The 22,829-nt window shown below is 71.4% G+C and carries 20 protein-coding genes; 7 read left to right on the top strand and 13 right to left on the bottom strand.

Annotation, left to right across the window (positions count from 1 at the left end):
- Positions 1–107 precede the first annotated feature (107 nt).
- Positions 108–800, top strand: a complete 693-nt coding sequence (locus B056_RS0128915; protein ID WP_051105774.1) for a TetR/AcrR family transcriptional regulator — start codon at positions 108–110, stop codon at positions 798–800.
- Positions 801–887: 87 nt separating this feature from the next.
- On the opposite strand, the gene meaB is transcribed toward B056_RS0128915, so the two are convergent.
- Positions 888–1,763 carry a methylmalonyl Co-A mutase-associated GTPase MeaB gene (gene meaB, locus B056_RS0128910; protein ID WP_018505325.1) on the bottom strand — a complete coding sequence of 292 codons (876 nt, stop codon included), beginning with the start codon at positions 1,761–1,763 and terminating at the stop codon, positions 888–890.
- A gap of 209 nt (positions 1,764–1,972) precedes the next feature.
- On the opposite strand from meaB, the gene B056_RS0128900 reads away from it, so the two are divergent.
- Positions 1,973–2,737, top strand: a complete 765-nt coding sequence (locus B056_RS0128900; RefSeq protein WP_018505323.1) for an SDR family NAD(P)-dependent oxidoreductase — start codon at positions 1,973–1,975, stop codon at positions 2,735–2,737.
- Between the two features lie 78 nt (positions 2,738–2,815).
- Here the strand turns inward: B056_RS0128900 and B056_RS0128895 are convergent, their stop codons facing one another.
- Genes B056_RS0128895 through B056_RS0128885 form a run of 3 tightly spaced genes read right to left on the bottom strand, consistent with a single transcriptional unit; the run spans position 2,816 to position 6,201 of the window.
- Positions 2,816–3,904 carry an acyl-CoA dehydrogenase family protein gene (locus B056_RS0128895; RefSeq protein ID WP_018505322.1) on the bottom strand — a complete coding sequence of 363 codons (1,089 nt, stop codon included), beginning with the start codon at positions 3,902–3,904 and terminating at the stop codon, positions 2,816–2,818.
- A complete protein-coding gene (locus B056_RS0128890; RefSeq protein ID WP_026240258.1) occupies positions 3,891–4,796 on the bottom strand; it encodes an acyl-CoA dehydrogenase family protein in 906 nt (301 codons plus the stop codon). The genes B056_RS0128895 and B056_RS0128890 overlap by 14 nt, the downstream gene beginning before the upstream one ends.
- Positions 4,774–6,201 carry a class I adenylate-forming enzyme family protein gene (locus B056_RS0128885; RefSeq protein ID WP_018505320.1) on the bottom strand — a complete coding sequence of 476 codons (1,428 nt, stop codon included), beginning with the start codon at positions 6,199–6,201 and terminating at the stop codon, positions 4,774–4,776. Before B056_RS0128885 ends, B056_RS0128890 begins: the two co-directional genes overlap by 23 nt.
- 129 nt (positions 6,202–6,330) lie before the next feature.
- Here B056_RS0128885 and B056_RS0128880 point away from each other — a divergent pair, with 129 nt between their 5' ends.
- Positions 6,331–7,320 carry a ferredoxin--NADP reductase gene (locus B056_RS0128880; protein WP_018505319.1) on the top strand — a complete coding sequence of 330 codons (990 nt, stop codon included), beginning with the start codon at positions 6,331–6,333 and terminating at the stop codon, positions 7,318–7,320.
- Here B056_RS0128880 and B056_RS0128875 read toward each other — a convergent pair.
- The 7 genes from B056_RS0128875 to B056_RS0128845 form a co-directional block, all read right to left on the bottom strand.
- Entirely contained in the window at positions 7,311–8,363 is a 1,053-nt protein-coding gene (locus tag B056_RS0128875; protein ID WP_018505318.1) for a CaiB/BaiF CoA transferase family protein, read from the bottom strand. The two genes, B056_RS0128880 and B056_RS0128875, sit on opposite strands and share 10 nt — an antisense overlap.
- Positions 8,360–9,316 (bottom strand): LLM class F420-dependent oxidoreductase, encoded by a 957-nt coding sequence (locus B056_RS0128870; protein ID WP_018505317.1) that lies wholly within the window; start codon positions 9,314–9,316, stop codon positions 8,360–8,362. The genes B056_RS0128875 and B056_RS0128870 overlap by 4 nt, the downstream gene beginning before the upstream one ends.
- Before the next feature lie 55 nt (positions 9,317–9,371).
- A complete protein-coding gene (locus B056_RS0128865; protein WP_018505316.1) occupies positions 9,372–9,773 on the bottom strand; it encodes a cobalamin-dependent protein in 402 nt (133 codons plus the stop codon).
- Positions 9,773–11,350 (bottom strand): methylmalonyl-CoA mutase family protein, encoded by a 1,578-nt coding sequence (locus B056_RS0128860; RefSeq protein WP_026240257.1) that lies wholly within the window; start codon positions 11,348–11,350, stop codon positions 9,773–9,775. The genes B056_RS0128865 and B056_RS0128860 overlap by 1 nt, the downstream gene beginning before the upstream one ends.
- 119 nt (positions 11,351–11,469) lie before the next feature.
- Positions 11,470–12,903, bottom strand: a complete 1,434-nt coding sequence (locus tag B056_RS0128855) for a FadD3 family acyl-CoA ligase (RefSeq protein WP_018505314.1) — start codon at positions 12,901–12,903, stop codon at positions 11,470–11,472.
- Positions 12,900–14,078, bottom strand: a complete 1,179-nt coding sequence (locus tag B056_RS0128850; RefSeq protein WP_026240256.1) for an amidohydrolase family protein — start codon at positions 14,076–14,078, stop codon at positions 12,900–12,902. The genes B056_RS0128855 and B056_RS0128850 overlap by 4 nt, the downstream gene beginning before the upstream one ends.
- 30 nt (positions 14,079–14,108) lie before the next feature.
- Complete coding sequence (locus tag B056_RS0128845; protein WP_018505312.1) at positions 14,109–15,716, bottom strand: AMP-binding protein; 1,608 nt, start codon at positions 15,714–15,716, stop codon at positions 14,109–14,111.
- A gap of 324 nt (positions 15,717–16,040) precedes the next feature.
- On the opposite strand from B056_RS0128845, the gene B056_RS0128840 reads away from it, so the two are divergent.
- A complete protein-coding gene (locus B056_RS0128840; RefSeq protein ID WP_018505311.1) occupies positions 16,041–16,760 on the top strand; it encodes an enoyl-CoA hydratase/isomerase family protein in 720 nt (239 codons plus the stop codon).
- 102 nt (positions 16,761–16,862) lie between these two features.
- Here the strand turns inward: B056_RS0128840 and B056_RS0128835 are convergent, their stop codons facing one another.
- Positions 16,863–18,065 carry a CaiB/BaiF CoA transferase family protein gene (locus B056_RS0128835; protein ID WP_018505310.1) on the bottom strand — a complete coding sequence of 401 codons (1,203 nt, stop codon included), beginning with the start codon at positions 18,063–18,065 and terminating at the stop codon, positions 16,863–16,865.
- Positions 18,066–18,354: 289 nt separating this feature from the next.
- Positions 18,355–19,389 (bottom strand): NAD(P)H-dependent amine dehydrogenase family protein, encoded by a 1,035-nt coding sequence (locus B056_RS0128830; RefSeq protein WP_018505309.1) that lies wholly within the window; start codon positions 19,387–19,389, stop codon positions 18,355–18,357.
- 475 nt (positions 19,390–19,864) lie between these two features.
- Between B056_RS0128830 and B056_RS0128825 the strand changes: the two genes are divergently transcribed.
- From B056_RS0128825 to B056_RS0128815, 3 genes are all read left to right on the top strand, one after another.
- A complete protein-coding gene (locus tag B056_RS0128825; RefSeq protein ID WP_018505308.1) occupies positions 19,865–20,629 on the top strand; it encodes an SDR family NAD(P)-dependent oxidoreductase in 765 nt (254 codons plus the stop codon).
- 353 nt (positions 20,630–20,982) lie between these two features.
- On the top strand, positions 20,983–22,200 hold the full coding sequence (locus tag B056_RS0128820; RefSeq protein ID WP_018505307.1) for a CaiB/BaiF CoA transferase family protein: 1,218 nt from the start codon (positions 20,983–20,985) through the stop codon (positions 22,198–22,200).
- Between the two features lie 34 nt (positions 22,201–22,234).
- A partial coding sequence (locus B056_RS0128815; RefSeq protein ID WP_018500242.1) for an SDR family oxidoreductase occupies positions 22,235–22,829 on the top strand: 595 nt, incomplete at its 3' end.

Raw genomic sequence — 22,829 nt, 5'->3', positions numbered from 1 at the left:
GAGAATACCATTCTCATTGATCGATAGCTATGATCTCGCCAGCACCAGAGTGGGACCACCTGCTGTGTTAGCAGTATGTCTGCGCAGCAGTGCAGTACTTTCTGTACATGGCACAGAAGACGGAGCTGCCCGTGATCACGCCGACGGAAGAGCCGGCCTGGAAGCAGCGTGCCGTCGAGCGCTCGACCCGGGCGGCCAAGCTCCGGGCCGAGCAGCGTGTGGTCCAGTTCCTCGACGCGGCCCAAGCCATCATCGCCGAGAAGGGCTCGATAGACCTCACCGTGCAGGAGGTCGTCGATCGGTCGCGTCAGTCGCTGCGGAGCTTCTACCAGCATTTCAGCGGCAAGCACGAACTTCTGCTCGCCCTGTTCGAGGACGCCCTCAACGAGTCCGCCCGGCAGATCCGCGAGGCCTCCGCCGTGGAGCCCGACCCGCTGGGCCAGCTCCGGATCACCGTGCACCTGCTGTACGAGCAGAGCCACTCCGACCGGGCACGTCAGCAGCGGCCCCTGTTCACCGACTTCGCCCCGCAGCTGTTGGTCTCGCACCCGACCGAGGTCAAGGTCGCGCACGCGCCGCTGCTCGCCCTGATCACCGACATGATGACGAGGGCCGCCGCGGCCGGTCAGCTGCGCCCCGATCTCAAGCCGCGCCGCGCCGCCGCGATGGTGATGCAGACCGTCATGTTCCTGGCCCAGTCCAACGGGGTCTCCGAGGACGAGAACGTACATCCGATCACCGTCGAGGAAGTCTGGGATTTCTGCCTCAGCGGTTTCACCGGTGGTATCCGGAGCACCTGAGCGCACCCACCCCGCACCCGGCCGGGCGGCACCCCCGCCCGCCCGCCGCTAAGAAGCCCTTTCTCCACGGCCGTCTCTCCACGGCCGTCAGGTGGTCTCGGGCAGGCCACCGATCAGCAGATCGGCCGCCGCATAGGGGTCACGCCGGCCGTTGGCCACCTCGTCGGCGAGCCGGCCGAGGTCCGGGTGCTCGCGCAGCCGGGTCTGGGCCAGCGAGAGGATCTGGGCGTGCGCCCGGGCCGTCCGGCGGGCGAGAGTGTCGGCGCGGTGATGGGCGTCGATCGCCTCGACCAGCGCGGCCAGGCCCTCCCCCTTCGACGCGACGAGGGTGAGGATCGGGGCGTCGACCTCGAGGTGCAGGTCGCGCACCGTCTGGTCGGCGCCGTCGCGGTCGGCCTTGTTGACGACCAGCAGGTCGGCGACCTCCAGCAGGCCCGCCTTGGCCGCCTGGACGGCGTCACCGGCGCCCGGCGTCAGCACGACGATCGTCGGGTCGGCGACGGCGGCGATCTCGATCTCGGACTGGCCGACCCCGACCGTCTCCACCAGGACCAGGTCGTAGGCCAGGTTGGCGAGCACCCGCACGGCGGCCGGCACGGCGGCGGCGAGCCCGCCCAGGTGGCCGCGGGCGGCCAGCGAGCGGATGAGGACGTCGGGGTCGTTCGTGTGCGCGGCCATCCGGATCCGGTCGCCGAGCAGCGCCCCGCCGCTGTAGGGCGAGGACGGGTCGACGGCGAGCACCGCGACCCGCAGGCCGCGCTCCCGGTAGGCGCCGACGAGCGCGCCGATCGTGGTCGACTTCCCCGCGCCGGGCGGGCCCGTCACGCCGATCACCCGGGCGGTGGCCGGTTCGAGGGCCGCCAGCACCTCGGCACGGCCGGCGCCCTCGACCTGGCTCAGCAACCGGCCGACGGCGCGCAGTGAACCAGCGCGCGCGGCGGCCACAGTCTCCAGAATGTTCACCGGGGTCCGATACGCGGGCCGGCCGGGGACGTGTCACGGCCGGTAACGCCGGCGGCCTCGACGGAACCGACGTGCGCACCAGAACCGACGGCCCGCGAGATCCGGGGCCGAACACCGACCGAAGCGGCCGCGTTCTTGATCGTGATCGCATTCATGAGAATGTTAGTCTTCCAGATCGAAAGTGCGGCTAGCAAGAGAGGGAAACCTTAATGCAGATCAGCGGAAACTCCGCCCTCGTCGTCGGTGGAACCGGCGGCCTCGGTGAGGCCACCGTCCGCCGTCTCCACGCCGCGGGCGCGAAGGTCGTCGTGGCCGACGTCGCGGACGAGAAGGGCAAGGCACTGGAGTCCGAGCTGGGCATCCGCTATGTCCACGTGGACGCCACCTCGGAGGAGGACATCCTCGCCGCGATCGCCGAGGCCAAGACGCTGGGCCCGCTGCGGATCTCGGTCGACACCCACGGCGGCCCGGCCGCCGGTGGCCGGCTCGTCGGCAAGGACGGCTCGCCGCACAGCCTCGACGCCTTCACGACGACCGTCACGTACTACCTGACCGCGGTGTTCAACGTGACCCGGCTGGTGGCGGCCGCCATCGCCCAGGAGGAGCCGCTGGAGGGCGGGGCCCGGGGCGTCATCGTCAACACCGCGTCGATCGCCGGCTTCGAGGGGCAGATCGGCCAGATCGCCTACTCCGCCGCCAAGGGTGGCGTCATCTCCATGACGCTGGTCGCCGCGCGTGACCTCTCGCCGCTGGGCATCCGGGTGAACGCGATCGCTCCGGGCACGATCCTGACCCCGGCCTACGGCAAGGCCGGCGAGAAGCTGGAGGCCTACTGGGGCCCGCAGGTCCCGTTCCCGAAGCGGATGGGCCAGTCGCCCGAGTACGCCTCGCTCGCCGAGCAGCTCATCACCAACGACTACCTCAACGGCGAGGTCATCCGCCTCGACGGCGCGCTGCGCTTCCCGCCGAAGTAGTCCCCGCCCCGCCTCGGCGGTGGCGCGGGGAGTCGCTCCCCGCGCCACCGCCGACCACCGGCAGGCACCCGTCGCGGGTCAGGCCTCCAGACCGATGATGCGGGTCGCGATGATGTTCTTCTGGATCTGCGACGTCCCGCCCATGACGCTCTGCGAGCGACTGTAGAGGTAGGTGCCCAGCAGCTCGGCGTCGCGAGTGCCGCCCGCGTCCAGCGAGGCGTGCCCCACCGACTGCTCGACCCAGGTCATCAACAGCTTGTCCAGCGAGCCGTCCGGGCCGTGGCTGAGCCCGTCGAGCTGCTCGGACAGCCGCCGGCGCACGTGCAGGCGCAGCATCTCGGTCTGCACGGCGGCCCACCGCAGCGACTCCGACGGCTCCCCGTCCAGGCGGGCCGCCAGGTTGCGCACGGTCTTTCCGTACCGCGCGGTGAAGCCCAGCGTCGAGGGCTCCCGTTCGTGGCTGACGACCGTCATGGCCAGCTTCCAGCCCTCGCCGGGCGCGCCGACCATCTGGTCGGCCGGCACCGTCGCGCCGTCGAACAGGACCTGGCCGAACTCCTTGGTCACCCCGCTGATCATCGGCAGCGGGCGCTGCTCGATGCCCGGCTGGTGCATGTTCACGATGAATCCGGAGATGCCCTTGTGCCGTGGGGCGTCCGGGTCGGTGCGGGCGAGCACGAGGCACCAGTCGGCGTCATCGGAGTAGCTCGTCCAGATCTTGTGGCCGTTGAGGACGTAGTGGTCGCCCTCCAGGGTGGCCGTCGTGGTCAGGGAGGCCAGGTCGGAGCCGGCGCCGGGCTCGCTGAAGCCCTGGCACCAGCGCTCGGTGCCGTTGATCATGCCTGGCAGGAACCGCTGCCGCAGTTCCTCGCTGCCGTGCCGGCCCAGACCGATGACCAGGTAGCCCAGGCTCGGCCGCGCCGGCGCGCCGGCGCGGGCCAGCTCCTCGTCGACGATCACGTCGTAGACGGGCGGCAGCTCCTGGCCGCCGTACGCCTTCGGCCAGGAGGTCCCGAAGAACCCGCCCTCGTACAGGGCCTGGTGCCACTGCGCCGCCTTGGCCCAGTACTCGTCACCCGACGTCGGGAACTTCTTCGCGTTCTCGGCGAGCCAGTCCTGCAGCCGCGTGCGGAAGGCGGCCTCCTCCGGCGAGTCACGAAAGTCCAAGGTCGATCTCCTCCAGAGAGACGGGGAACAGCGCGCCGGACGTCAGCGCGCGGCGCAGGAAGACGTGGGCGAGGCACTCCCAGGTGTTGCCGATGCCGCCGTGCACCTGGATCGACGTCTCGCAGATGGTCCGCGCGGCGCGCTCGGTGTAGACCTTCGCGAACCGGCCGGCCCGCAGCGCCTCCGCCGGGTCCAGCTCGTCGACCGCCCAGGCGGCGTAGCGCAGGATGCTGACCGAGCCCTCGATCAGCGCGAGGCTTTCGGCGAGCAGGTGGGCCACGGCCTGGAACGAGCCGATCGTCTTGCCGTACTGGCTGCGTACCTTCGCGTAGTCGCAGGCCAGCGCGTGCGCGCCACGGGCGGCGCCCAGGATGTCGGCGGTGGTGACGACCAGCGCCAGCGCCTGCCAGCGCTGCGCGGCGTCCGCCGCGAGCTCCCCGACCGGCGTGACGGGGTCGGCGACGGCGGCGTTCGTGCGGGTGAGGTCGATCCCGAACACCGGCTCGCCGACACCGGTCGTCTCGATCCGGTTGTCGACCAGGCGCAGGGCGGCGCGCAGGCCGCGGGCGTCCACCGCCTCACCACCGACGGCGAGCGCCACCGACTCGGCCGCCGTGCCGGACCTGGCCTGCAGGTCGTCGGCGAGCACCGGCCCGAGGAAGGGGACGTCCACCAGGCCGCGGGCGAACTCCTCCACGACGAGGGCGACCTCGACCCCGGAGGCGCCGTCGGAGCGCAGCGAGCGCCACCCGGTGGCGGCGACCGCCTTCTCCAGCCGCGCCACACGGTCGGCGTCGTCGAGATCGATGACCGATCCCGGGCCGAGGTCGTCGGCCAGCCGGGCGGCCGCCTCGCGCAGCTCCCGCTGCTCAGTCGTCAGACGTACGTCCATAGCGCTCCTTGAGGACTCGCCGCAGTACCTTGCCCGAGGGCAGGCGGGGGATTTCTTCCACGAACTCGATCCGGCGGGGCCGCTTGTAGGAGGCGAGCCGTTCGCCCACCCACGCGACAAGCTCCGCCGGGTCGACCTTGGTGTCCGTGTCCGTGTCCGTGTCCGTGCTCGTCACGACGGCCGCGACGAGCACCTCGCCGTCGGCCGGGTCGGGCAGGCCGAACACGGCGCAGTCTGCGACCGCGGGGTGGGCGTGCAGCACGCCCTCGACCTCGGCGGGCGCGATCTGGAAGCCGCGCACCTTGACCATCTCCTTGACCCGGTCGGTGAGGCGCAGCCAGCCGTCCGGGTCGAGGTCGCCGACGTCGCCGGTGCGGTACCAGCCGTCGTCGAACGCGTCCGCCGTCGCCTCGGCGGGCAGGTAGCCGGCCATCAGCGACTCCGCGCGGGCCTGGATCTCGCCGGTCGCGCCGGGGCCGACCGGCAGGCCGGTCTCCAGCGACACCACCCGCAGCCGCACGCCCGGCACGGCCCGGCCGACGCTGTCGAGCCGGGCGCCCGCGAGCGGGTTGCAGGCGATGACCGGCAGCTCACTGGCGCCGTAGGCGGGCACCCAGCCGACGCCGGTACGCCTGGTGACAGTCTCGGCGACGCTGGTCGTCACCGGCGTCGCGCCCCACATTATGTACCGCAGCGACGACAGGTCGAAGGACTCCAGCGTCGGATGGGAGGCCATCGCCAGCGCGATCGGCGCGACGGCCATCTCGACGGTGATCCGGTCGGTCTCGATCGAGCGCAGCATCAGCTCGAGGTCGAACCGGCGGTGCAGCCGCAGCCAGGCACCGGTCTCCAGCGCGGTGACGATGTTGAGCAGGCCGAGGATGTGCGAGGGCGGGGTGGTGATCTGGATCCGGTCCGCGGCGGTGAGGCCCAGCGCGTCACGCCAGTGCCCGACGGCCGCGGCGAAGGAGGCGTGCGTGTGCCGGGCTGCCTTCGGCAGGCCGGTCGTGCCGGAGCTGAAGACCAGCAGCGCGTCGGCGTGCGGGTCGGGCGCCGGGAACGGCCCCTCCCCCGGGCCGGTCGGCTCGTCGAGGTGCCACATCGGCAGCAGCTCGGCCAGCGCGTCCTGGTCGCCGACGGCGTGTGCGGGCTCGGTGACGGCCAGCGCGTGCTCGATCTCGGCCCGCCTCCAGGACGGGCTCAGCAGTACGATGGCCGCACCCAGTCGCCAGAGCGCCCGGACGGCCAGCACGAACTCCGGCCGGTTCGAGGCCATCAGCGCGACGCGTTCCCCCGCCCGGACCCCATGTTTCGCCAACGCCGTGGCCAGCCCGTCCGTCAGCGCGTCGAGTCGCTCGAGGCTGTACCGCTGTTCCTCGAAGACGAGCGCGGGGCGGTCACTCACTGCCGCTCCTTTCGGACGGTCACGTCAACGCGGAGGCAGGCACGGGACGGCGTCGCGAACCTCCCCGGTTCGCATGCGGAAATTATATTCTCACGTCAGCAGAATCTTCATACCAGAAGGAGGCCGTCGATGCCGAGAGCCCCTCTGTTCCAGAGGGCGACCGTCACCCGGACCGTTCACGAGACCGCTGACGCGCGTACCTTCGTGCTCGCTCCGCGCGAGGGATCGTTCACGTACCGGGCCGGCCAGTTCGTCACGTTCCGGGTGCAGATCGACGGCGAGGAGCTCCTGCGCTCGTATTCGATGTCCAGCGCCCCGGAAACCGACTCCGAGCTCATGACCACCGTAAAGCGGGTGCCGGGCGGGCGGGTGTCGAACTGGCTGATCGACAACGTCGGCGCGGGTGACGAGGTCGAGGTCACCGAACCCAAGGGTGTCTTCTGCCTGCAGGAGACCGACGTCCCCCTGCTGGGTTTCTGCGGCGGCAGCGGAATCACCCCGATCATCTCGCTCGCGAAGAGCGCGCTGTCGGGCACGGAACGCACTGTCCGACTGCTGTGCGCCGACCGGGACCAGCCATCAATGATCTTCGAGCGGGCGCTGGCGGAACTCGGCGAGAAGTACCCGGACCGTCTTTCCGTCGTGCGGCACCTCGACGCCGACCGCGGATTCCTCGACGACGCCGCCGTCAAGGCGTTCGTCGGTGCCGACGGCAACGCCGACTGCTACATCTGCGGCCCCGAGCCGTTCATGGATCTCGTCGAGAGCGCGTTTCCCGGGCCCGGACGGGTCTTCGTCGAGCGCTTCGGCACCCCGGCGCACACCGAGCCCGCCGGCCCGGAGGTCGAGGGGACCGTCACCATCATCCTCGGCCGGAAGAAGATCGCCGTCTCCCGACGGGAGGGCGAGACGCTGCTCGAAAGCGCGCGCCGCGGCGGCCTGGCCCCGCCGTTCTCCTGTGAGTCCGGAACCTGCGCCACCTGCATCGCGAAACTGGTCGAGGGCACCGCGACGATGCGGGTCAACGACGCCCTCACCCAGGACGAGATCGACGACGGCTACGTGCTGACCTGCCAGGGAGTGCCCGACTCGCACTCGGTCGTCGTCCGCTACGAGTGATCGGGCCGGCCGCCGTGCTCGCCCAGGCGAGGCGGCGGCCCGTAGACGGGCTCATGGCCCGCTACATGGATCGGGCTGCCGACGAGCCGGAAGTCGCCGGCGGTCACCACGACCTCGGGGGTGGCCGCCAGCGCCTCGGGCAGCGTGCGCACCTTCGCCGCGGGCACGCCGAGGCGCCGCAGCCGAGTCTCCCAGTTCTCGGCGGTGTCGCGGGCCAGGGCGTCGGTGACCACCGCGAGGACCTCCTCGCGGCGGGCCGCCCGCTCGGCCATCGTCGCGAAGCCGCTCACCCCGGCCTCGGTGGCGAACGAGCGCCAGAAGCCGTCGTGGGTGACGAACAGCGCGAGGTAGCCCTCCCCCGTCGGGAAGAGCTGGGCCGGGACGTAGTAGGAGTGCGCGCCGAAGGGCAGCCGGCGCGGCTCGACCCCGTCGTTGAGGTAGGCGGCCGCGCGGTAGTTGAGCTGGGAGAGCATCACGTCGCGCAGCGAGACCTCGAGCTGGCCGCCGCGGCCGGAGACGATCTGGGCCAGCAGCGCGACCGCGGCGGTGAGACCGGCGGAGTTGTCCGCCGAGGAGTAGCCGGGCAGGGTCGGCGGGCCGTCCGGGTCGCCGGTGAGCGCCGCGATGCCGGTGGCGGCCTGGATCACGTAGTCGAACGCCGGGTCGTCACCCGCTGACAGGCCGAAGCCGGTCAGCGCGACGCAGACGAGCTTCTCGTTGTACTTGCGCAGGTCCTCGTAGGTCAGGCCGAACCGGCGGATCGCCGACGGCTTGAGGTTGACCAGCAGCGCGTGCGCGTCGGCGGCGAGCTCGCCGAGCCGGGCCCGGCCGTCCTCGCTGGTCAGGTCGAGGCGGATGCTGCGCTTGCCGCGGTTGATGCTGGCGAAGTAGGCGTCGCTCACCTGCCGGGAGAGGTCACCTCCCGGCGGTTCGAGCTTGGTGACCTCCGCGCCGAGGTCGGCGAGCACCATCGTCGCGTACGGGCCGGCGAGGATGTGGCCGACCTCGAGGATGCGGATGCCGTCGAGCGGTCCGACGCTCATCTCACTTCCGCCGCGAGGGCGGCGATCACTTCCCGGGTGCGGCGCTTGGAGGCGACCAGCTCGTCCCGGTTGTCGCCGATGGGCAGCAGCCGCACCGACAGGTCGGTGACGCCCGCGTCGGCGAACTGCCGGAACCGGGCCAGGATCGCCGTCTCGTCGCCGGCCGCGCACAGGTCGCCGACGCTCGTGGCGTCGCCCTGGTCGAGCAGCCGCTGGTAGTTCGGGGAGACCTCGGCCTCGCCGAGGATGCGGTTCGCCCGCTCCCGGGCCTTGTCGACGTCGGCCGGCGCGCACAGGCAGACCGGGATGCCCGCCACGATCCGCGGCGCCGGGCGGCCCGCCTCCTGGGCGGCCTTGGTGATCCGCGGCGCCACGTGGTCGGCGACCGCGCGCTCGTCGGCCAGCCACAGCACCGTCCCGTCGGCGTGCTCGCCGGCGATGCGCAGCATCACCGGGCCGAGCGCGGCCACGAACACGGGCAGCGGGGCGATCGGGCCGATCTCGAGCGGGTTGTGCACCCGGAAGGTGTCGTTCTCGACGTCCACCGGGCCGGGCCCGTGCAGCGCGACGTTGAGGACCTCGAGGTAGTCGCGGGTGAACGCCGCCGGCTTGTCGTAGGGCAGGCCGAGCATGTCCCGCACGATCCAGTGGTGCGACGGCCCGACACCCAGCGCCAGCCGCCCGTTGGTAGCCGCCTGCGCGGACAGCGTCTGGCGCGCCAGCGCCACCGGGTGCTGGGCCTGCAGCGGGACGACCGCCGTGCCCAGCTCGATGCGCTCCGTGCGCGCGCCCATCAGCGAGACGGCGATCAGGGCGTCGAAGTCCGAGGGCACCTGGGGGATCCAGGCGGTGTCCATCCCCGCGCTCTCGGCCCACAACACGTCGTCGATCATCCGCCCGACCTTGCGCGCGGAGTCACCCCGCTCCGGTCCGATCATCACGCCGACCCGCACTGGACCCCTCCAGGTCTCGAATGTTTCCGATGTCTCGCTGCGCCCGTGCCCCGGATCAGGACGGGGTGGGTGTCGAGGTCAGCGCGCGGACCTCGGTGACCAGCTGCTCGAGCGGGGTGCCGGTCGGGAACACCCCGGCGGCGCCCGCCTCGAGCAGCTTGGGGACGTCCGCCGGCGGGATGGTGCCGCCGACGACGACGGCGATGTCGGCGGCGTCCGCCGCCCGCAGCGCCTCGATCGTGCGCGTGGTCAGCGCGATGTGCGCGCCGGAGAGGATGCTCAGCCCGACGACCGCGACGTCCTCCTGCAGCGCGATGGTCACGATGTCCTCGACGCGCTGCCGGATGCCGGTGAACACGACCTCGAAGCCGGCGTCACGCAGCGCCCGCGCGACGATCTTGGCCCCGCGGTCGTGCCCGTCCAGGCCGGGCTTGGCGACCAGTACCCGCGCCGGCATCAGAACACCACCGGCTGCTGGAACTCGCCCCAGACGTTCTTGAGGGTGGTGACCATCTCGCCCACCGTGCAGTAGGCGTTGGCGCAGTCGATCAGGTCGTGCATCAGGTTCCCGTTCCCCTCCGCGGCGCGGGCCAGCGCGTCGAGGCTGGCCCGGACGGCCGCGGCGTCGCGCTCGCCCTTGACCTTGGCCAGCCGCTTGAGCTGTCGTTCCCGGCCTTCGGCGTCCAGTTCGTAGGTGGCCAGGTCGGGCGCCGGCTCGTCGGAGACGAACCGGTTCACACCGACGATCGGTACCTTTCCGCTCTCGATGTCCTGGTGCAGCTGGTACGCCTCGTCGGCGATCATGCCCTGGAGGTAGCCGTCCTCGATCGCGCGGACCATGCCGCCGTGCTGCTCGAGGTCGTCCATGATCTCGACGATGCGGGCCTCGGTGGCGTCGGTGAGCGCCTCGACGAAGTACGAGCCGCCCAGCGGGTCGGCGGTGCGGGTCACACCCGTCTCGTAGGCGAGGATCTGCTGGGTGCGCAGCGCGAGCGTCGCCGACTCCTCGCTGGGCAGCGCGAACGGCTCGTCCCAGGCGGCGGTGAACATCGACTGCACGCCGCCGAGCACCGAGGCCATCGCCTCGTAGGCGACCCGGACGATGTTGTTCTGCGCCTGCGGCGCGTACAACGACGCCCCGCCGGCCACGCAGCCGAAGCGGAACATCGACGCCTTGTCGGCGGTCGCGCCGTAGCGCTCCCGGACGATGGTCGCCCACCGCCGCCGGCCCGCCCGGTACTTGGCGATCTCCTCGAAGAAGTCACCGTGGGTGTAGAAGAAGAAGGACACCTGCGGGGCGAACTTCTCGATCGACAGCCGCCCGCGCTCGATGACGGTGTCGCAGTAGGTGACGCCGTCGGCGAGGGTGAACGCCATCTCCTGCACCGCGTTCGCGCCGGCGTCCCGGAAGTGCGCGCCGGCCACGGAGATCGCGTTGAAGCGCGGGACCTCCTCGGCGCAGAACTCGATGGTGTCGGCGATCAGGCGCAGCGACGGCTCCGGGGGCCAGATCCACGTCCCGCGGGAGGCGTACTCCTTGAGGATGTCGTTCTGGATCGTCCCGGTCAGCTTGGCCCGGGGCACGCCGGAGCGCTCCGCGGCCGCCACGTAGAAGGCCAGCAGGATCGCGGCGGTGCCGTTGATCGTGAAGCTGGTGCTGATCTTGTCCAGCGGGATGCCGTCGAAGAGCACCTCGGCGTCGGCGAGCGTGTCGACGGCGACACCGACCCGGCCGACCTCCTCGGTCACCTCGGGGTCATCGGAGTCGTACCCGCACTGGGTCGGCAGGTCGAGGGCCACCGACAGGCCCGTCCCGCCCTGTTCGAGCAGGTAGCGGTAGCGGTTGTTGGACTCCTCGGCGGTGCCGAAGCCGGAGTACTGGCGGAACGTCCACGTACGCCCGCGGTACCCGGAGGCGTAGTTGCCCCGGGTGAACGGGAACCGGCCCGGCGCGGGCGGTTCGGTACCGCGGTCCGCCGGCCCGTACACCGGCTCCACCGGCAGGCCGGAGTTGGTCTGGGCAGAATCGCTCATCGTCGCTTCGACACTTTCTGGAGACGGAACGTCGACACCGGGGCCGGGAGTGCGGGGCTCACCGGGTGCCGGCCGCGCGCCGGCGGCGCGCGCGGGCTCCGGGCGTCTGGATCACCTGGTCACCGCAGGTCGTCCTTCATCACCTTGCCCGAGGCGTTCAGCGGGAGGCTCTCGAGGAACTCGACCGTCCTGGGCACCTTGAACCCCGCCATCCGGCCTTTGCTCCAGGTGATCAGATCGTCCGCGGTGACCGGGGCGCGCCGGACGACGAAGGCCTTGCCGACCTCGCCCATCCGCTCGTCCGGAACGCCGATGACGGCCGCCTGCGCGACCGCGGGGTGCTCGAGCAGGAACCCCTCGATCTCGGCCGGGTAGGCGTTGAAGCCCCCGACGATGAACATGTCCTTCTTGCGGCCGACGATCCGCAGGTGCCCCCGCTCGTCGAGCGTGCCGAGGTCACCGGTGTGCAGCCAGCCGTCGGGGTCGATCGCCTCGGCGGTGGCGGCCGGGTCGTCGAGGTAGCCCTGCATCACCGTGTACCCGCGCACGAGCACCTCGCCGTCGCCGGCGACGGCCACCTCGACCCCGTCGCAGGCGGTGCCGACCGTGGTCGCGATGTCCTCGAACGAGTCGCCCGGGCGCGAAGCGGTCGCCGTCCCCGCCTCGGTGAGGCCGTAGCCGGTCATGATCGACCGGAACGGCAGCTCGTCGCGCATCCGCCGGATCAGCTCGACGGGGATGTCGGCGGACCCGGTGACGGCGCACCGCAGCGAGGCCAGCGCCGACTTGTCCGGCACCGCGAGCAGCGAGTGGTAGAGCGTCGGCGGACCGGGCAGCATGGTGATCCGCTCGCGCTCGACCAGCTCGATCAGCCGGTCGATCTCGAAGACCGCCATCGGCACGATGGTCGCCCCGCGGATGAGCGCGGCGACCAGGCCCGCCTTGTACCCGAAGTTGTGGAAGAACGGGTTGACGCAGAGGTAGCGGTCGCCCTCGCGCAGGTCGGCGAGGTCGCACCACTCCTCGTACAGCCGCAGCGTCTGCCGGTGGTTCATCATGACGCCCTTGGGACGCCCGGTCGTGCCCGAGGTGAACAGGATGTCGGCGGTCTCGTCGCCGTCCTGGCCCACCGGCCTGTCGAGCGGCGTGCCGCTCGACAGGAAGCCCGACCTGACGTCGACGGCGGGGACGCAGGTGGTGCCGGCGTAGACCTGCCCGAGGAAGCCCTCCTGGACCAGGACCATCTTCGCTCCGCTGCGGCGCAGGATGTCGTCGGCCTCCTCGGCCCTGTACCGGGTGTTGACCGGGACCAGAACTCCGCCGGCGGTCAGCAGCCCGAAGGCCGCGATGATCCACTCGGCGGAGTTCGGTGCCCAGATCGCCACCCGGTCACCCTTGCCCACCCCCGCCGCCGCGAACGAGCCCGCGGCGGCGCGGATGCGGTCGACCAGCTCGGTGTAGGTGAGGCGCAGCGCACCGTCGACGACCGCCTCGGCGTCGTCGAAGCGGTCGGCCGTGCTCAGCACCATCTCCGGGATGGTTTCCCATTTCATCCCGAGATCAGCCGGGCCAGGTTTCCGCCCATGATCAGGGCCTTCTCCTCGTCGGTGAGGTTCTTCAGCTCGTCGACGAAGCTCGCTGGGTCACCGAGGCCCTCGGGGTGCGGGAAGTCCGAGCCGAACAGCACCCGCTCGACGCCGAGCAGCTCGGCGAGGTCGGACATGTTCTCTTCCCAGAACGGGCTGATGTGCACGTTGCGCCGCAGCACCGACACCGGCTCCTCGGCGAACTGCTGCGGGTACTTCTTGTAGACGTCCTTCAGGGTCTTGATCAGCGGGCCGACCCAGGAGGCGCCGTTCTCGACCACGGCGATCTTCAGGGTGGGGAACCGGGACAGCGCGCCGTGGCAGATCAGCGCGGCCACCGAGTCCTCGATCGGGCGCCACTGGCCGATCATCCGGAAGACGTCCGGCTGGAACGGCAGGAACTCCCGCTTGTTGCTCTCCCAGTCGTCGGTGTACCGGCTGTAGCCGCTGTCCGAGGAGTGCAGCGTGACCAGCAGGTCGTGCTCGACGACCTTCTCCCAGAAGGGGTCGAACTCCGGCAGGCCGAACGACCGCGAACCGCTGAACCCGGGAACCGGCGCCGGACGGATCAGGATCGCCTTCGCCCCGCGCTCGACGACCCACTCCAGCTCCTCGATCGCCTTCTCGACGATCGGCAGCGTGATCACCGGGGTGGTGAAGATCCGGTTCTCGTAGTTGAACTGCCAGGTCTCGTACAGCCACTCGTTGAGCGCGTGGATGACGATGTGGGTCAGCTCCGGGTCGTCGCTCATGCGTTCCTCGAGCAGGCTCGCCAGCGTCGGGAACATCAGCGTCCGCTCGATGCCCTGCTCGTCCATGAGCTCGAGGCGGGCCTTCGGCTCGCGGAAGGCCGGGATCGAGCGCATCGGCTTGCCGATGATCTCCCGGTAGGACTTGCCCTCCGGGTTGCCGATCCGGAAGTAGTCCTCCTGCGCGCCCGGCCGGGCGACGACCTCGAAGGTCGGATTGGGGATGTACTCGCTGATGTGACCCCGGACAGCGATCTTGGTCCGGCCGTCCACCTCGACGTACCGGATCGCGCCCTTGAACTCCTCGGGCAGGTACTTGGTGAATGCGTCCTGGGTCTCGTACAGGTGGTTGTCCGCGTCGAAGATCGGGTACGGCGGCACTCGCGTAGACATTGAGATCCTCCCTTACTGATAAGGAGAACCTTATTCTCTTACCTGCCCGGCCGCAATGTGTGCGGCCGGGTCCCGCTGCCGGTCACCCGGCCGGTCGCGGTCGGGAACGGCGCGTAGCTCCCGACGGAGAACAGCCTTCTGGATCTTACCGCTGGGGGTCCGCGGGAAGTCCTCGATCGCGCGAAGCTCCTCCGGCCACTTCTGCCGGGCCAGACCGGCCCGCGCGAAGTGCGCGCGCACCTCCTCCAGGGTGGGCAGCTCGCCACCGGGCTGCAGCCGCAGGATCGCGGCGGCGTGCTCACCGAGCCTGGCGTCGGGCGCCGCGACCACCGCGACCTCGGCGACCCCGGGCATGGTGAGCAGCACCTCCTCGACCTCGAGCGCGCTGATGTTCTCCCCGCCGCGGATGATGAAGTCCGCCTTGCGGTCGACGATCGTCAGGTAGCCGTCGGCGTCGAGGACACCGACGTCGCCCGTGCGGTACCAGCCGTCGGCGTCGAAGACCTGCTCGGTCAGGGCCTCGTCGAGGTAGCCGAGGCAGAGGTCCGGGCCGCGACTGAGGATCTCGCCGTCGACGTCGAGGCGGATCTCCACCCCGGGCAGCGGGTCGCCGTCGGTGAACAGGCGCTTGTCCGCCGGCGCGGTGTGGCGCGAGCCGGTGATCGAGGGGTGCTCGGTGCTGCCGTAGGAGCGGAAGACGGTGATGCCGAGCTCGTCGAGCCGGGTGGTGACCGCCGCCGGGACGGACGACCCGCCCAGCCCGGCGTACCTCATCGCCGGCAGGTGCCGCTCGGGGGTGAAGCTCGGGTGGTCCAGCAGGCTGGTCACGAAGTAGGTGGCGCCACCGCCGACGGTCAGCCCGTCGCTCACCATCAGTTCCAGGGCCCGGGCCGGGTCCCAGACATCGGCCAGGTTGATCGGCCGGCCGTCCAGTACCGGGATCAGGAACGCGTTCAGCATGCCGATGAAGTGACCGACCGGCGCGGCGGTGAGCTGGCGGCCGCGGTCCGCCGGGTAGAGGCCGGCGAGCTGGCGCGTCTCGAAGCCGAGGGTCTGGTGGGTGTGGATGACGCCCTTGGGGTCACGGGTGGTGCCCGAGGTGAACGCGATCACCGCCGGGGCGGCCGGGTCGGTGGCGATCACGCCGGGCAGCGGGGTTTCGGCGAGCAGCTCGTCGAAGTCACGGCCGACCACGCCGACGACGGGGACGTCCCGGCTCAGGTCGGGCTGGTACTCCATCCGCCCGAAGCCCTCGGCGGTGACGAAGACCTTGGGTGAGGTCCGCTCCAGGATGTAGCTCAGCTCTTTGCGCCCGTAGAAGTGCACGACGGGGACCACGACCGCCCCGAGGAAGGACGACGCCCAGAAGACGGCGGCCGCCTCCATCCAGTTCGGCAGCTGGAAGACGACGACGTCGCCGGGCCCGACGCCGCGCGCCCGCAGGCCGGCGGCGAGCCGGCGGGCGACCCGCTCGACATCACGGAACGTTCCGGACCACGGCCGGACCGCGGAGTGGACGCGGAACTGCGCGTCGGGGCTCGCGCCGAGGCCGGCGGAGAGCAGGCCGCCCAGCGTCTCGGACGTCCACCACCCCTCATCCTCGTACCGTTTGACCAGCTCAGGTGGGATCGTGCGCATGGCGCGAGCTCCGATCTCTGGCGATACCTAGACTCTCTCAGGCAGGGAGGACAAGTTCCACCGCTCCCGGCGACCGGCAGCGCCGGCGGTACCGGTGGCGGTGCCGGCGAGCGGTCGGCCGGCTACCGCGAACGGCCGGCCGGGCGCCGGTCACCGTCCGTGGACGGCGACTGGACGGGGCCGCGGCCACCGCCGAAGGACCCGGCCAGCAGGCCGGGAATGCTACTCTCTTGTATCAAGAATTAAATTCTCAGGTCTTTGGTCGTGGGTCCTTAGCCGTGGGTCCCAAGTCGTGGACCGTTCCCGAGCCGTGGAGTCGCGCCCGTGATTGATCTTGAGCTGGATGATGGGCTCGCCGTCATCACCATCGACCGGCCGGAGGCACGCAACGCCATCTCGCTGGCGACCATGGGCGAGCTGGAGAAGGCGCTGGACGCCGCCGCGGGCGCGGGCGCGCTCGTCATCCGGGGCGCCGGCGACCGGGCGTTCGTCTCCGGCGGCGACCTCAAGGAGCTCGCCGCGCTGCGCACCGAGGACGAGGCCACCGGCATGGCACTGCGGATGCGGGCGATCTGCGACCGCATCGCGGACTTCCCCGCCCCGGTCGTGGCCGCGCTCAACGGACACGCGCTGGGTGGCGGCGCCGAGGTCGCGGTGGCCGCGGACATCCGCGTCGCCGCCGACGACATCAAGATCGGTTTCACCCAGTCGACGCTGGCGATCATGCCGGCGTGGGGCGGCGCCGAGCGCCTGGCGGACCTGGTCGGACGGGGCCGGGCACTGCTGCTCGCCGGCACCGGCGTCACCCTGGGCGCGGCCGAGGCCGAGCGGCTCGGCCTGCTCGACCGGGTCCTGCCCCGCGCCGAGTTCGACGCGGGCTGGCGGGCGCTGGCCAGGTCGCTGGCCACTCCCCCGGCACGGGCGATCAAGTACGTCACGGGCGGCGGGGTCGACGCCGAGGAGTCGGCCCGCACCTTCGCCCGGCTGTGGGTGGCCGACGAGCACTGGGCGGCCGTCGAGCGGGCCACGAAGCGCACCCGCTGAGCCGCCCGCGGGCCGCGCTGTCAGCGTGGCCCGCGCTGACAGTGAACAGTGAGACAACCGCGGGCGGCCGGTCACCCGGCCGCCCGCGACGACGTCTCCGGCTCAGGTGACCGCGCCGGCGCCCTTGAGCTCGATGATGCGGTCCCACTCCAGACCCAGCTCCATGAGGATCTCCTCGGTCTGGGCGGCGAACTCGGGGGCGGGCCCCAGCTCGGGGGCGGCCACGTCGAACTGCACCGGGCTGGAGACGAGCTCGATGTCCCCGGCCCGCAGCAGGTACTCGTTCGCCCGGATCTGGGCGTCGCCACCGACCTGCAGCGAGTCCTGGACCGGGGCCCACGGCCCGGACAGCGTGGCCAGCCGCTCGGTCCACTCCGCCAGGGTGCGGGCGGCGAACGCCTCCTTCAGCAGCTTCACCGCCTCCTCGGCGTTGGCCGCGATCAGCTCCGCGGAGGCGAACCGCGGGTCGTCGATCAGGTCCGGCCGGTCGATGTGACGGCAGACGTCCGGCCAGTACCGGCCGGCCTGCAGCATGACCAGTGAGAGGAACCGGCCGTCGGAGGTCCGGTACAGCGACGACAGCGGGTTGGGTGAGGCGAGCGAGCCGGGCTCGGGGGCCACCAGCGGCTCGTCGAGCAGGAGCGACAGGGCGATCGACTGCCCCATCGCCCACAGCCCGCTGCCCAGCAGCGAGACGTCGACGACGGACGGCTCGCCGGTGCGCTCCCGCTGGAACAGCGCCGCCGCGATCCCGCCGGCGAGGTTCGTGCCCGAGATCGTGTCGCCGTAGGCCGGCCCCGGCGGCGGGGTCATGCCGTCTCGGCTACGCGGGGTGATGCTGGCCGCGCAGGAGGCGCGCGCCCAGAAGGCGGTCATGTCGAAGCCGCCCTTCTCCGACTCCACACCGCGCGGGCCGAGCGCGCTGCCCCGGGCATAAATGATCTTCGGGTTGAGCGCGCGGACGTCCTCGACGTCGATGCCGAGGCTGCGGCGCGAGCGGGGCAGGAAGCTGGTCAGGAACACGTCCGCGCGCCGGATCAGCTCCTCGAGGACCGCCTTGCCCTCCGGCTTCGACATGTCGAGGCCGAGGCTGCGCTTGCCCCGGTTCGCGTGCTCGATGTTCGGGTTCGGGCCGTCGCCGACCTTGAGGTTGCCGGTCTGCTTCAGGCCGCGCTGCGGGTCGCCGGTGACGGCGTGCTCGACCTTGATGACCTCGGCGCCCCAGTCCGCGAGCACCCCGCCGGCGGACGGCACGAAGCCGTACATCGCGACCTCGAGAACCCGGATCCCCTCGAGCGGCCTCATGCGGCCGCCCGCGCGATCGTCCTGTGCTTCATGTGCTCCTCCAGCCCACGGCGCCGACTCCCGGGCGCCCCCGTCGGAGCCGGCGCGCGAAACACCCGCGCGTCCCACGCGGTGGCGCCGGCCGGGTCGACGTCGCCGGGTGGTGTGGGCGCGGACCGCCGCCACCTCCCGATGCCCGGAAAGGATAACTGAAAGTTATATTCTCGAGACAAGCGAATCAACCGTCCGGCCGGCGAGAACGGGACAGCCCGGCGCCGCGGGGACCCACGGCGCCGGGCTGTCCTCCGGCTCAGCCGAGCCCGGTGGCGAAGATCTGCGGGAGGTCGACCGAGGTGCGGATGCCCGGCGCGGCCGCGACGACGACGGGCACGGCGTTCACGGCGCGGTTGGCGGTGTACGCGGGCGCGACCGCCGCCATCCGCTCGATCGGGATCGGGAAGCGCAGGTCGACGTCGAGGGGGGCGTCGCCCTCGACCGCGATGTGCCAGCCGGTGGCGCGGATGTCCCAGTCCTGCTCGATGTCGGCGGTGCAGTACCAGGTCGCCCGGAAGCTCATGACCTCGCGGCCGCCGCGCAGGCCCGACACGGTCAGCCGCTGGGCGACCACCGTGCCCGCCTCCAGCGTGCCGGCGGCGATGTGCAGCGGCTTCGTCGAGGTCCCCACGTCACCGGAGGCCTCCAGCCCGTCGAGCGGCATCCCGAGCGTCTCGGCGATGAGGTTCAGCGAGGGACCGAAGCTGGTCTTGCCATGGGAGAGGCGACCCTCGTCGAAGTCGCCCGGTGCCTGGCCGAAGCCCATCACGTCGAACAGCAGGCCCGGTGAGTCCCGCCGGGACAGGTCGGCGAACTCCGCGATGGCCAGCCGGTCGAGCCGGCGCTGGATGGAGGACAGCACCAGCGGAATCGCCTCCGAGATGAACCCGGGGCTGCTGCCGGTGCTGTGGATCGAGCTGCCGCCCTGCTCGCAGGCCGCCTCGACCCGCTTGCGCACCTCGGGGTCGATGTCCTCGAGCCGATGGAACTCGCCGCGGGTCGTGACGATGTTCGCGCCCGAGGCGAGGATCCGGCTGACCTCGTCGACGTCGAAGTACCTGGGCATGTAGAGGACACAGTCGGCGCCGAGCGCCAGGATCTCGTCAGCGTCGGCGGTCGCGAGCACACCGGTCGCGCCCACACCGCTCAGGTCACCCGCGTCACGGCCCGACTTCTCGGCCGAGTGCACGAAGACGCCGGCCAGCTCGAGGTCGGGATGCTCGATGACGGCGCGTAACGCGTACGTACCGATGTTGCCGGTCGCCCACTGCACGACCCGGTGCTTCCCCATGATTGTCATCCCCTCCAGGACGCCGGAACACGCGCGGCATCGGGATGACGGCGGGCCCGGCAGGCCGTCGACGACGGCGCCGGCGGTGTCGGGTGACGGCGGCGTCGTGTGACAGCAGTGTCGATGTGACAGCAGAGATCGGTGTGGCAGACACTTTTTGACGAGAACCGGCCAGCGCACGCCGGCCACGACGGCCAGTGCCGACAGGGGCCGGCGCGGGGCCTACGAGGCGGAGCCGACGAGCAGGGGTACGAGAGGACGACCAGGCCGGGACGCCCGCACCGTCGGTCGGCCCGACGCGGAGCGCGGCCTGTGCTCTGCACCACAGCGTAAGCTCGGCCTGACGCGACCGTCAATATTGTCGCGACTACGGGCGAATTGTCGTGAGCCCTGATCATCGGGCCCCCGATCCGCCGTGGCCGCCGCTCGAAACGCCTCGGCGGTCGCCATCCCCAAGACTCGTACAGGAGGATTCGTGCTGCTCAACGGAAGGTCGGTTCTGGTCACCGGCGGCGCGTCGGGCCTGGGCCTGGGTACCGCGCGGGTCCTGCTGGAGCGCGGGGCGGCGGTCACCGTCGTGGACCTGCCGTCGTCGCCGGGCAAGGACGTCGCCGCCGAGCTCGGCGTGCGCTTCGTCGCCGCGGACATCACCGACACCGAGCAGTTCGAGGCCGCGCTGGACGAGGCCGAGTCCGCCGGCCCGCTGCGCGCCGTCGTGCACTGTGCCGGCCGGGGCGGTGACCGCAACCGCATCCTCGACAAGCAGGGCAACGCCGGCCCGCTCGACAGCTACGCCGACGTCATCCGGATCAACCTGGTGGGTACCTACAACGTCGTGCGGCTGGCCGCGCAGCGGATGGCGAAGAACGAGGAGCTGCTCGACGGCGACCGCGGCGCGATCGTGCTGACCGCCTCCGTCGCGGCCTTCGAGGGCCAGATCGGGCAGACCGCCTACGCCAGCGCGAAGGCCGGGGTGCGCGGGATGACGATCGTCGCGGCCCGCGACCTGGCGAGCTGGGCGATCCGGGTGAACACCATCGCCCCGGGCGTGTTCGAGACCCCGATGCTGGGCCGGCTGCGCGACGACATCCGCGACGGCCTGGCCGCCGGGGTGCCGCACCCGAAGCGGCTGGGCACGCCGGCCGACTTCGGCCGCCTGGCCACCGACCTGCTGGAGAACTCCTACCTCAACGGCGAGGTCATCCGGCTCGACGGCGCCCTGCGGATGGCGCCCCGCTGACACCGCGCCGCGGGGCCGGCGGCGACGCCGGCACCGGCACCGGCGTGACCGGCACTCGCACCGGCTGACAAGCCGATCACCAGCTATCGAGAGAGCTCCTGGCCTCTGCGACGGCGGCATGAGAGTGTCGTCACAGGCGTTGCGGGGTGTTTGCGCGGCTCCGTCGAGCATGTCGGCGGGCCGCGGCCGGCGGTGTCCGGCGGCAGCCGCCCCGGGGGGCCGATCCCGGGGGCGCCTGACACGGGCGCCCGGATGCCACTGGACCGACTCGAGTAGAAGCTGGTATCGACGTCAATGTTAAATACTTGTCGGCCGGCAGGAACGCCGACCGCTTCCTGGGCGGGAGGGGTTTCATGACTGCGGTGATGCAGGGTGTGCGGGTGCTCGAGGTCGCTGAGCACACGTTTGTTCCGGCTGCGTCGGCGTTGCTGTCCGACTGGGGCGCGGACGTCATCAAGATCGAGCACGTCGAGCGCGGGGACGCGATGCGCGCGTTGGCGTCCTCGGGTATCGCGGTTGTTCCCAAGGACGTGCACGTGCTGCTGGAGCACTCCAACCGCGGCAAGCGCAGCCTTGGTCTCGACCTGACCTCGGAGGCCGGCCGGGAGATCCTCTACCGGCTCGCGGGTACCTGTGACGTGTTCCTGACGAACAAGCTGCCCAGCGTCCGTACCAAGTTGCACATCGACGTCGAGGACATCCGCGCGCACAACCCGAACATCATCTACGTGCGGGGAACGGGTCAGGGTGAACGGGGCCCGGAGGCCGACCGCGGTTCCTACGACTCGCTGGCGTTCTGGGCCCGCGCCGGGGTCGCGGTCGGGGTCATGCGCCCGGAGTACGGCCATGTTCCGGTGCCGCCCGCGCCCGGGTTCGGGGACTCGATCGGGGCGATGACGATCGCCGGTGGGATCATGGGGGCGTTGTTCCACCGGGAGCGCACCGGTGAGGCCACCGAGGTCGACGTGTCGTTGATGGCGACCGGGATGTGGGCGATGGGTCAGGCTCTCGCGCTGTCGTTGCTGCTCGATGTTCCGTGGAACCCGCCGCCCGCCGACGCGCCGCGTTCCAACCCGCTGACCGGGAACTACCTGACCAAGGACGGCCAGTGGCTGGCGCTGTGCTGCCTGCAGGCCGGGAAGTACTGGGCGCCGATGTGTGAGGCCCTCGGGCGTCCCGAGCTGGCCGTCGATCCGCGTTTCGCCGACCACGCGTCGTTGATGGCGAACAGCGGGGCGGCGATCGCCATCCTCGAGAGGACCTTCGCGGAGCGTCCGGTGGCCGAGTGGCGGGAGCGGCTGGCGGGTTTCGTCGGCCAGTGGACGGTGGTGCAGAGCACGCTGGAGGCCGCCGCGGATCCGCAGGCCGTCGCGAACGGGTATGTCCAGGACGTCACCACCGCCGCGGGGATCCCGTTCCGGATGGCCGCGGCCCCGGTGCAGTACGGCGGGGCGCCGGCGCCGGCGGGGCGGGCGCCGTTGTTCAACGAGCACGGTGACGAGATCCTCGCCGAGCTCGGTCTCGACACCGACGCCGTCCTCGATCTGAAGATCCGCGGCGTGGTCGCATGACAGTCCTCTCACCGACGAGCCAGGAGACAACGACATGAGCCTGTTCGACGCGTTCCGTTTCGATGGGAAGCGGGTCCTCGTGGTCGGCGGGGCCACCGGTATGGGTGCCGCCGCCGCCGAGCTCGCGCAGAGCGCCGGCGCCGAGGTCATCGTCGCCGACTACGCCGAGGTCAGCCTGGCCGGCGCGAAGGCGATCCACGTCAACCTCGCCGACGCCGCCTCGATCGACGCGGCTGTCGAGCAGCTCGGTGGGCCGGTGCACGCGCTGCTCTCGGCCGCGGGTGTCGCCGACGGCACCCCGGGCATCGAACGGATCAACTTCATCGGCCACCGCTACCTCATCGACAAGCTGATCGCCGGTGGGTTGCTGCCCCGCGGTTCCGCGATCGGCTTCATCTCCTCCGCCGCCGGCCTCGGCTGGGAGTCGGATCTGCCGCTGCTCAAGGAATACCTGGCCGTCACCGACTTCGACGAGGCGACGAAGTGGGCGGTGGAGCACGACAAGGCCACCTACATGTGGAGCAAGCAGGCGGTCTGCGCCTACGTCGCCACCCAGGCGATGCCCCTGCTCAAGCAGGGCATCCGCATCAACGCGATCTGCCCCGGCCCCACCGACACCCCCCTCGCCC

Origin of the sequence: Parafrankia discariae (assembly GCF_000373365.1) — a bacterium.
Lineage (GTDB): Bacteria > Actinomycetota > Actinomycetes > Frankiales > Frankiaceae > Parafrankia > Parafrankia discariae.
This window is presented reverse-complemented; position numbering and strand designations above follow the sequence as displayed.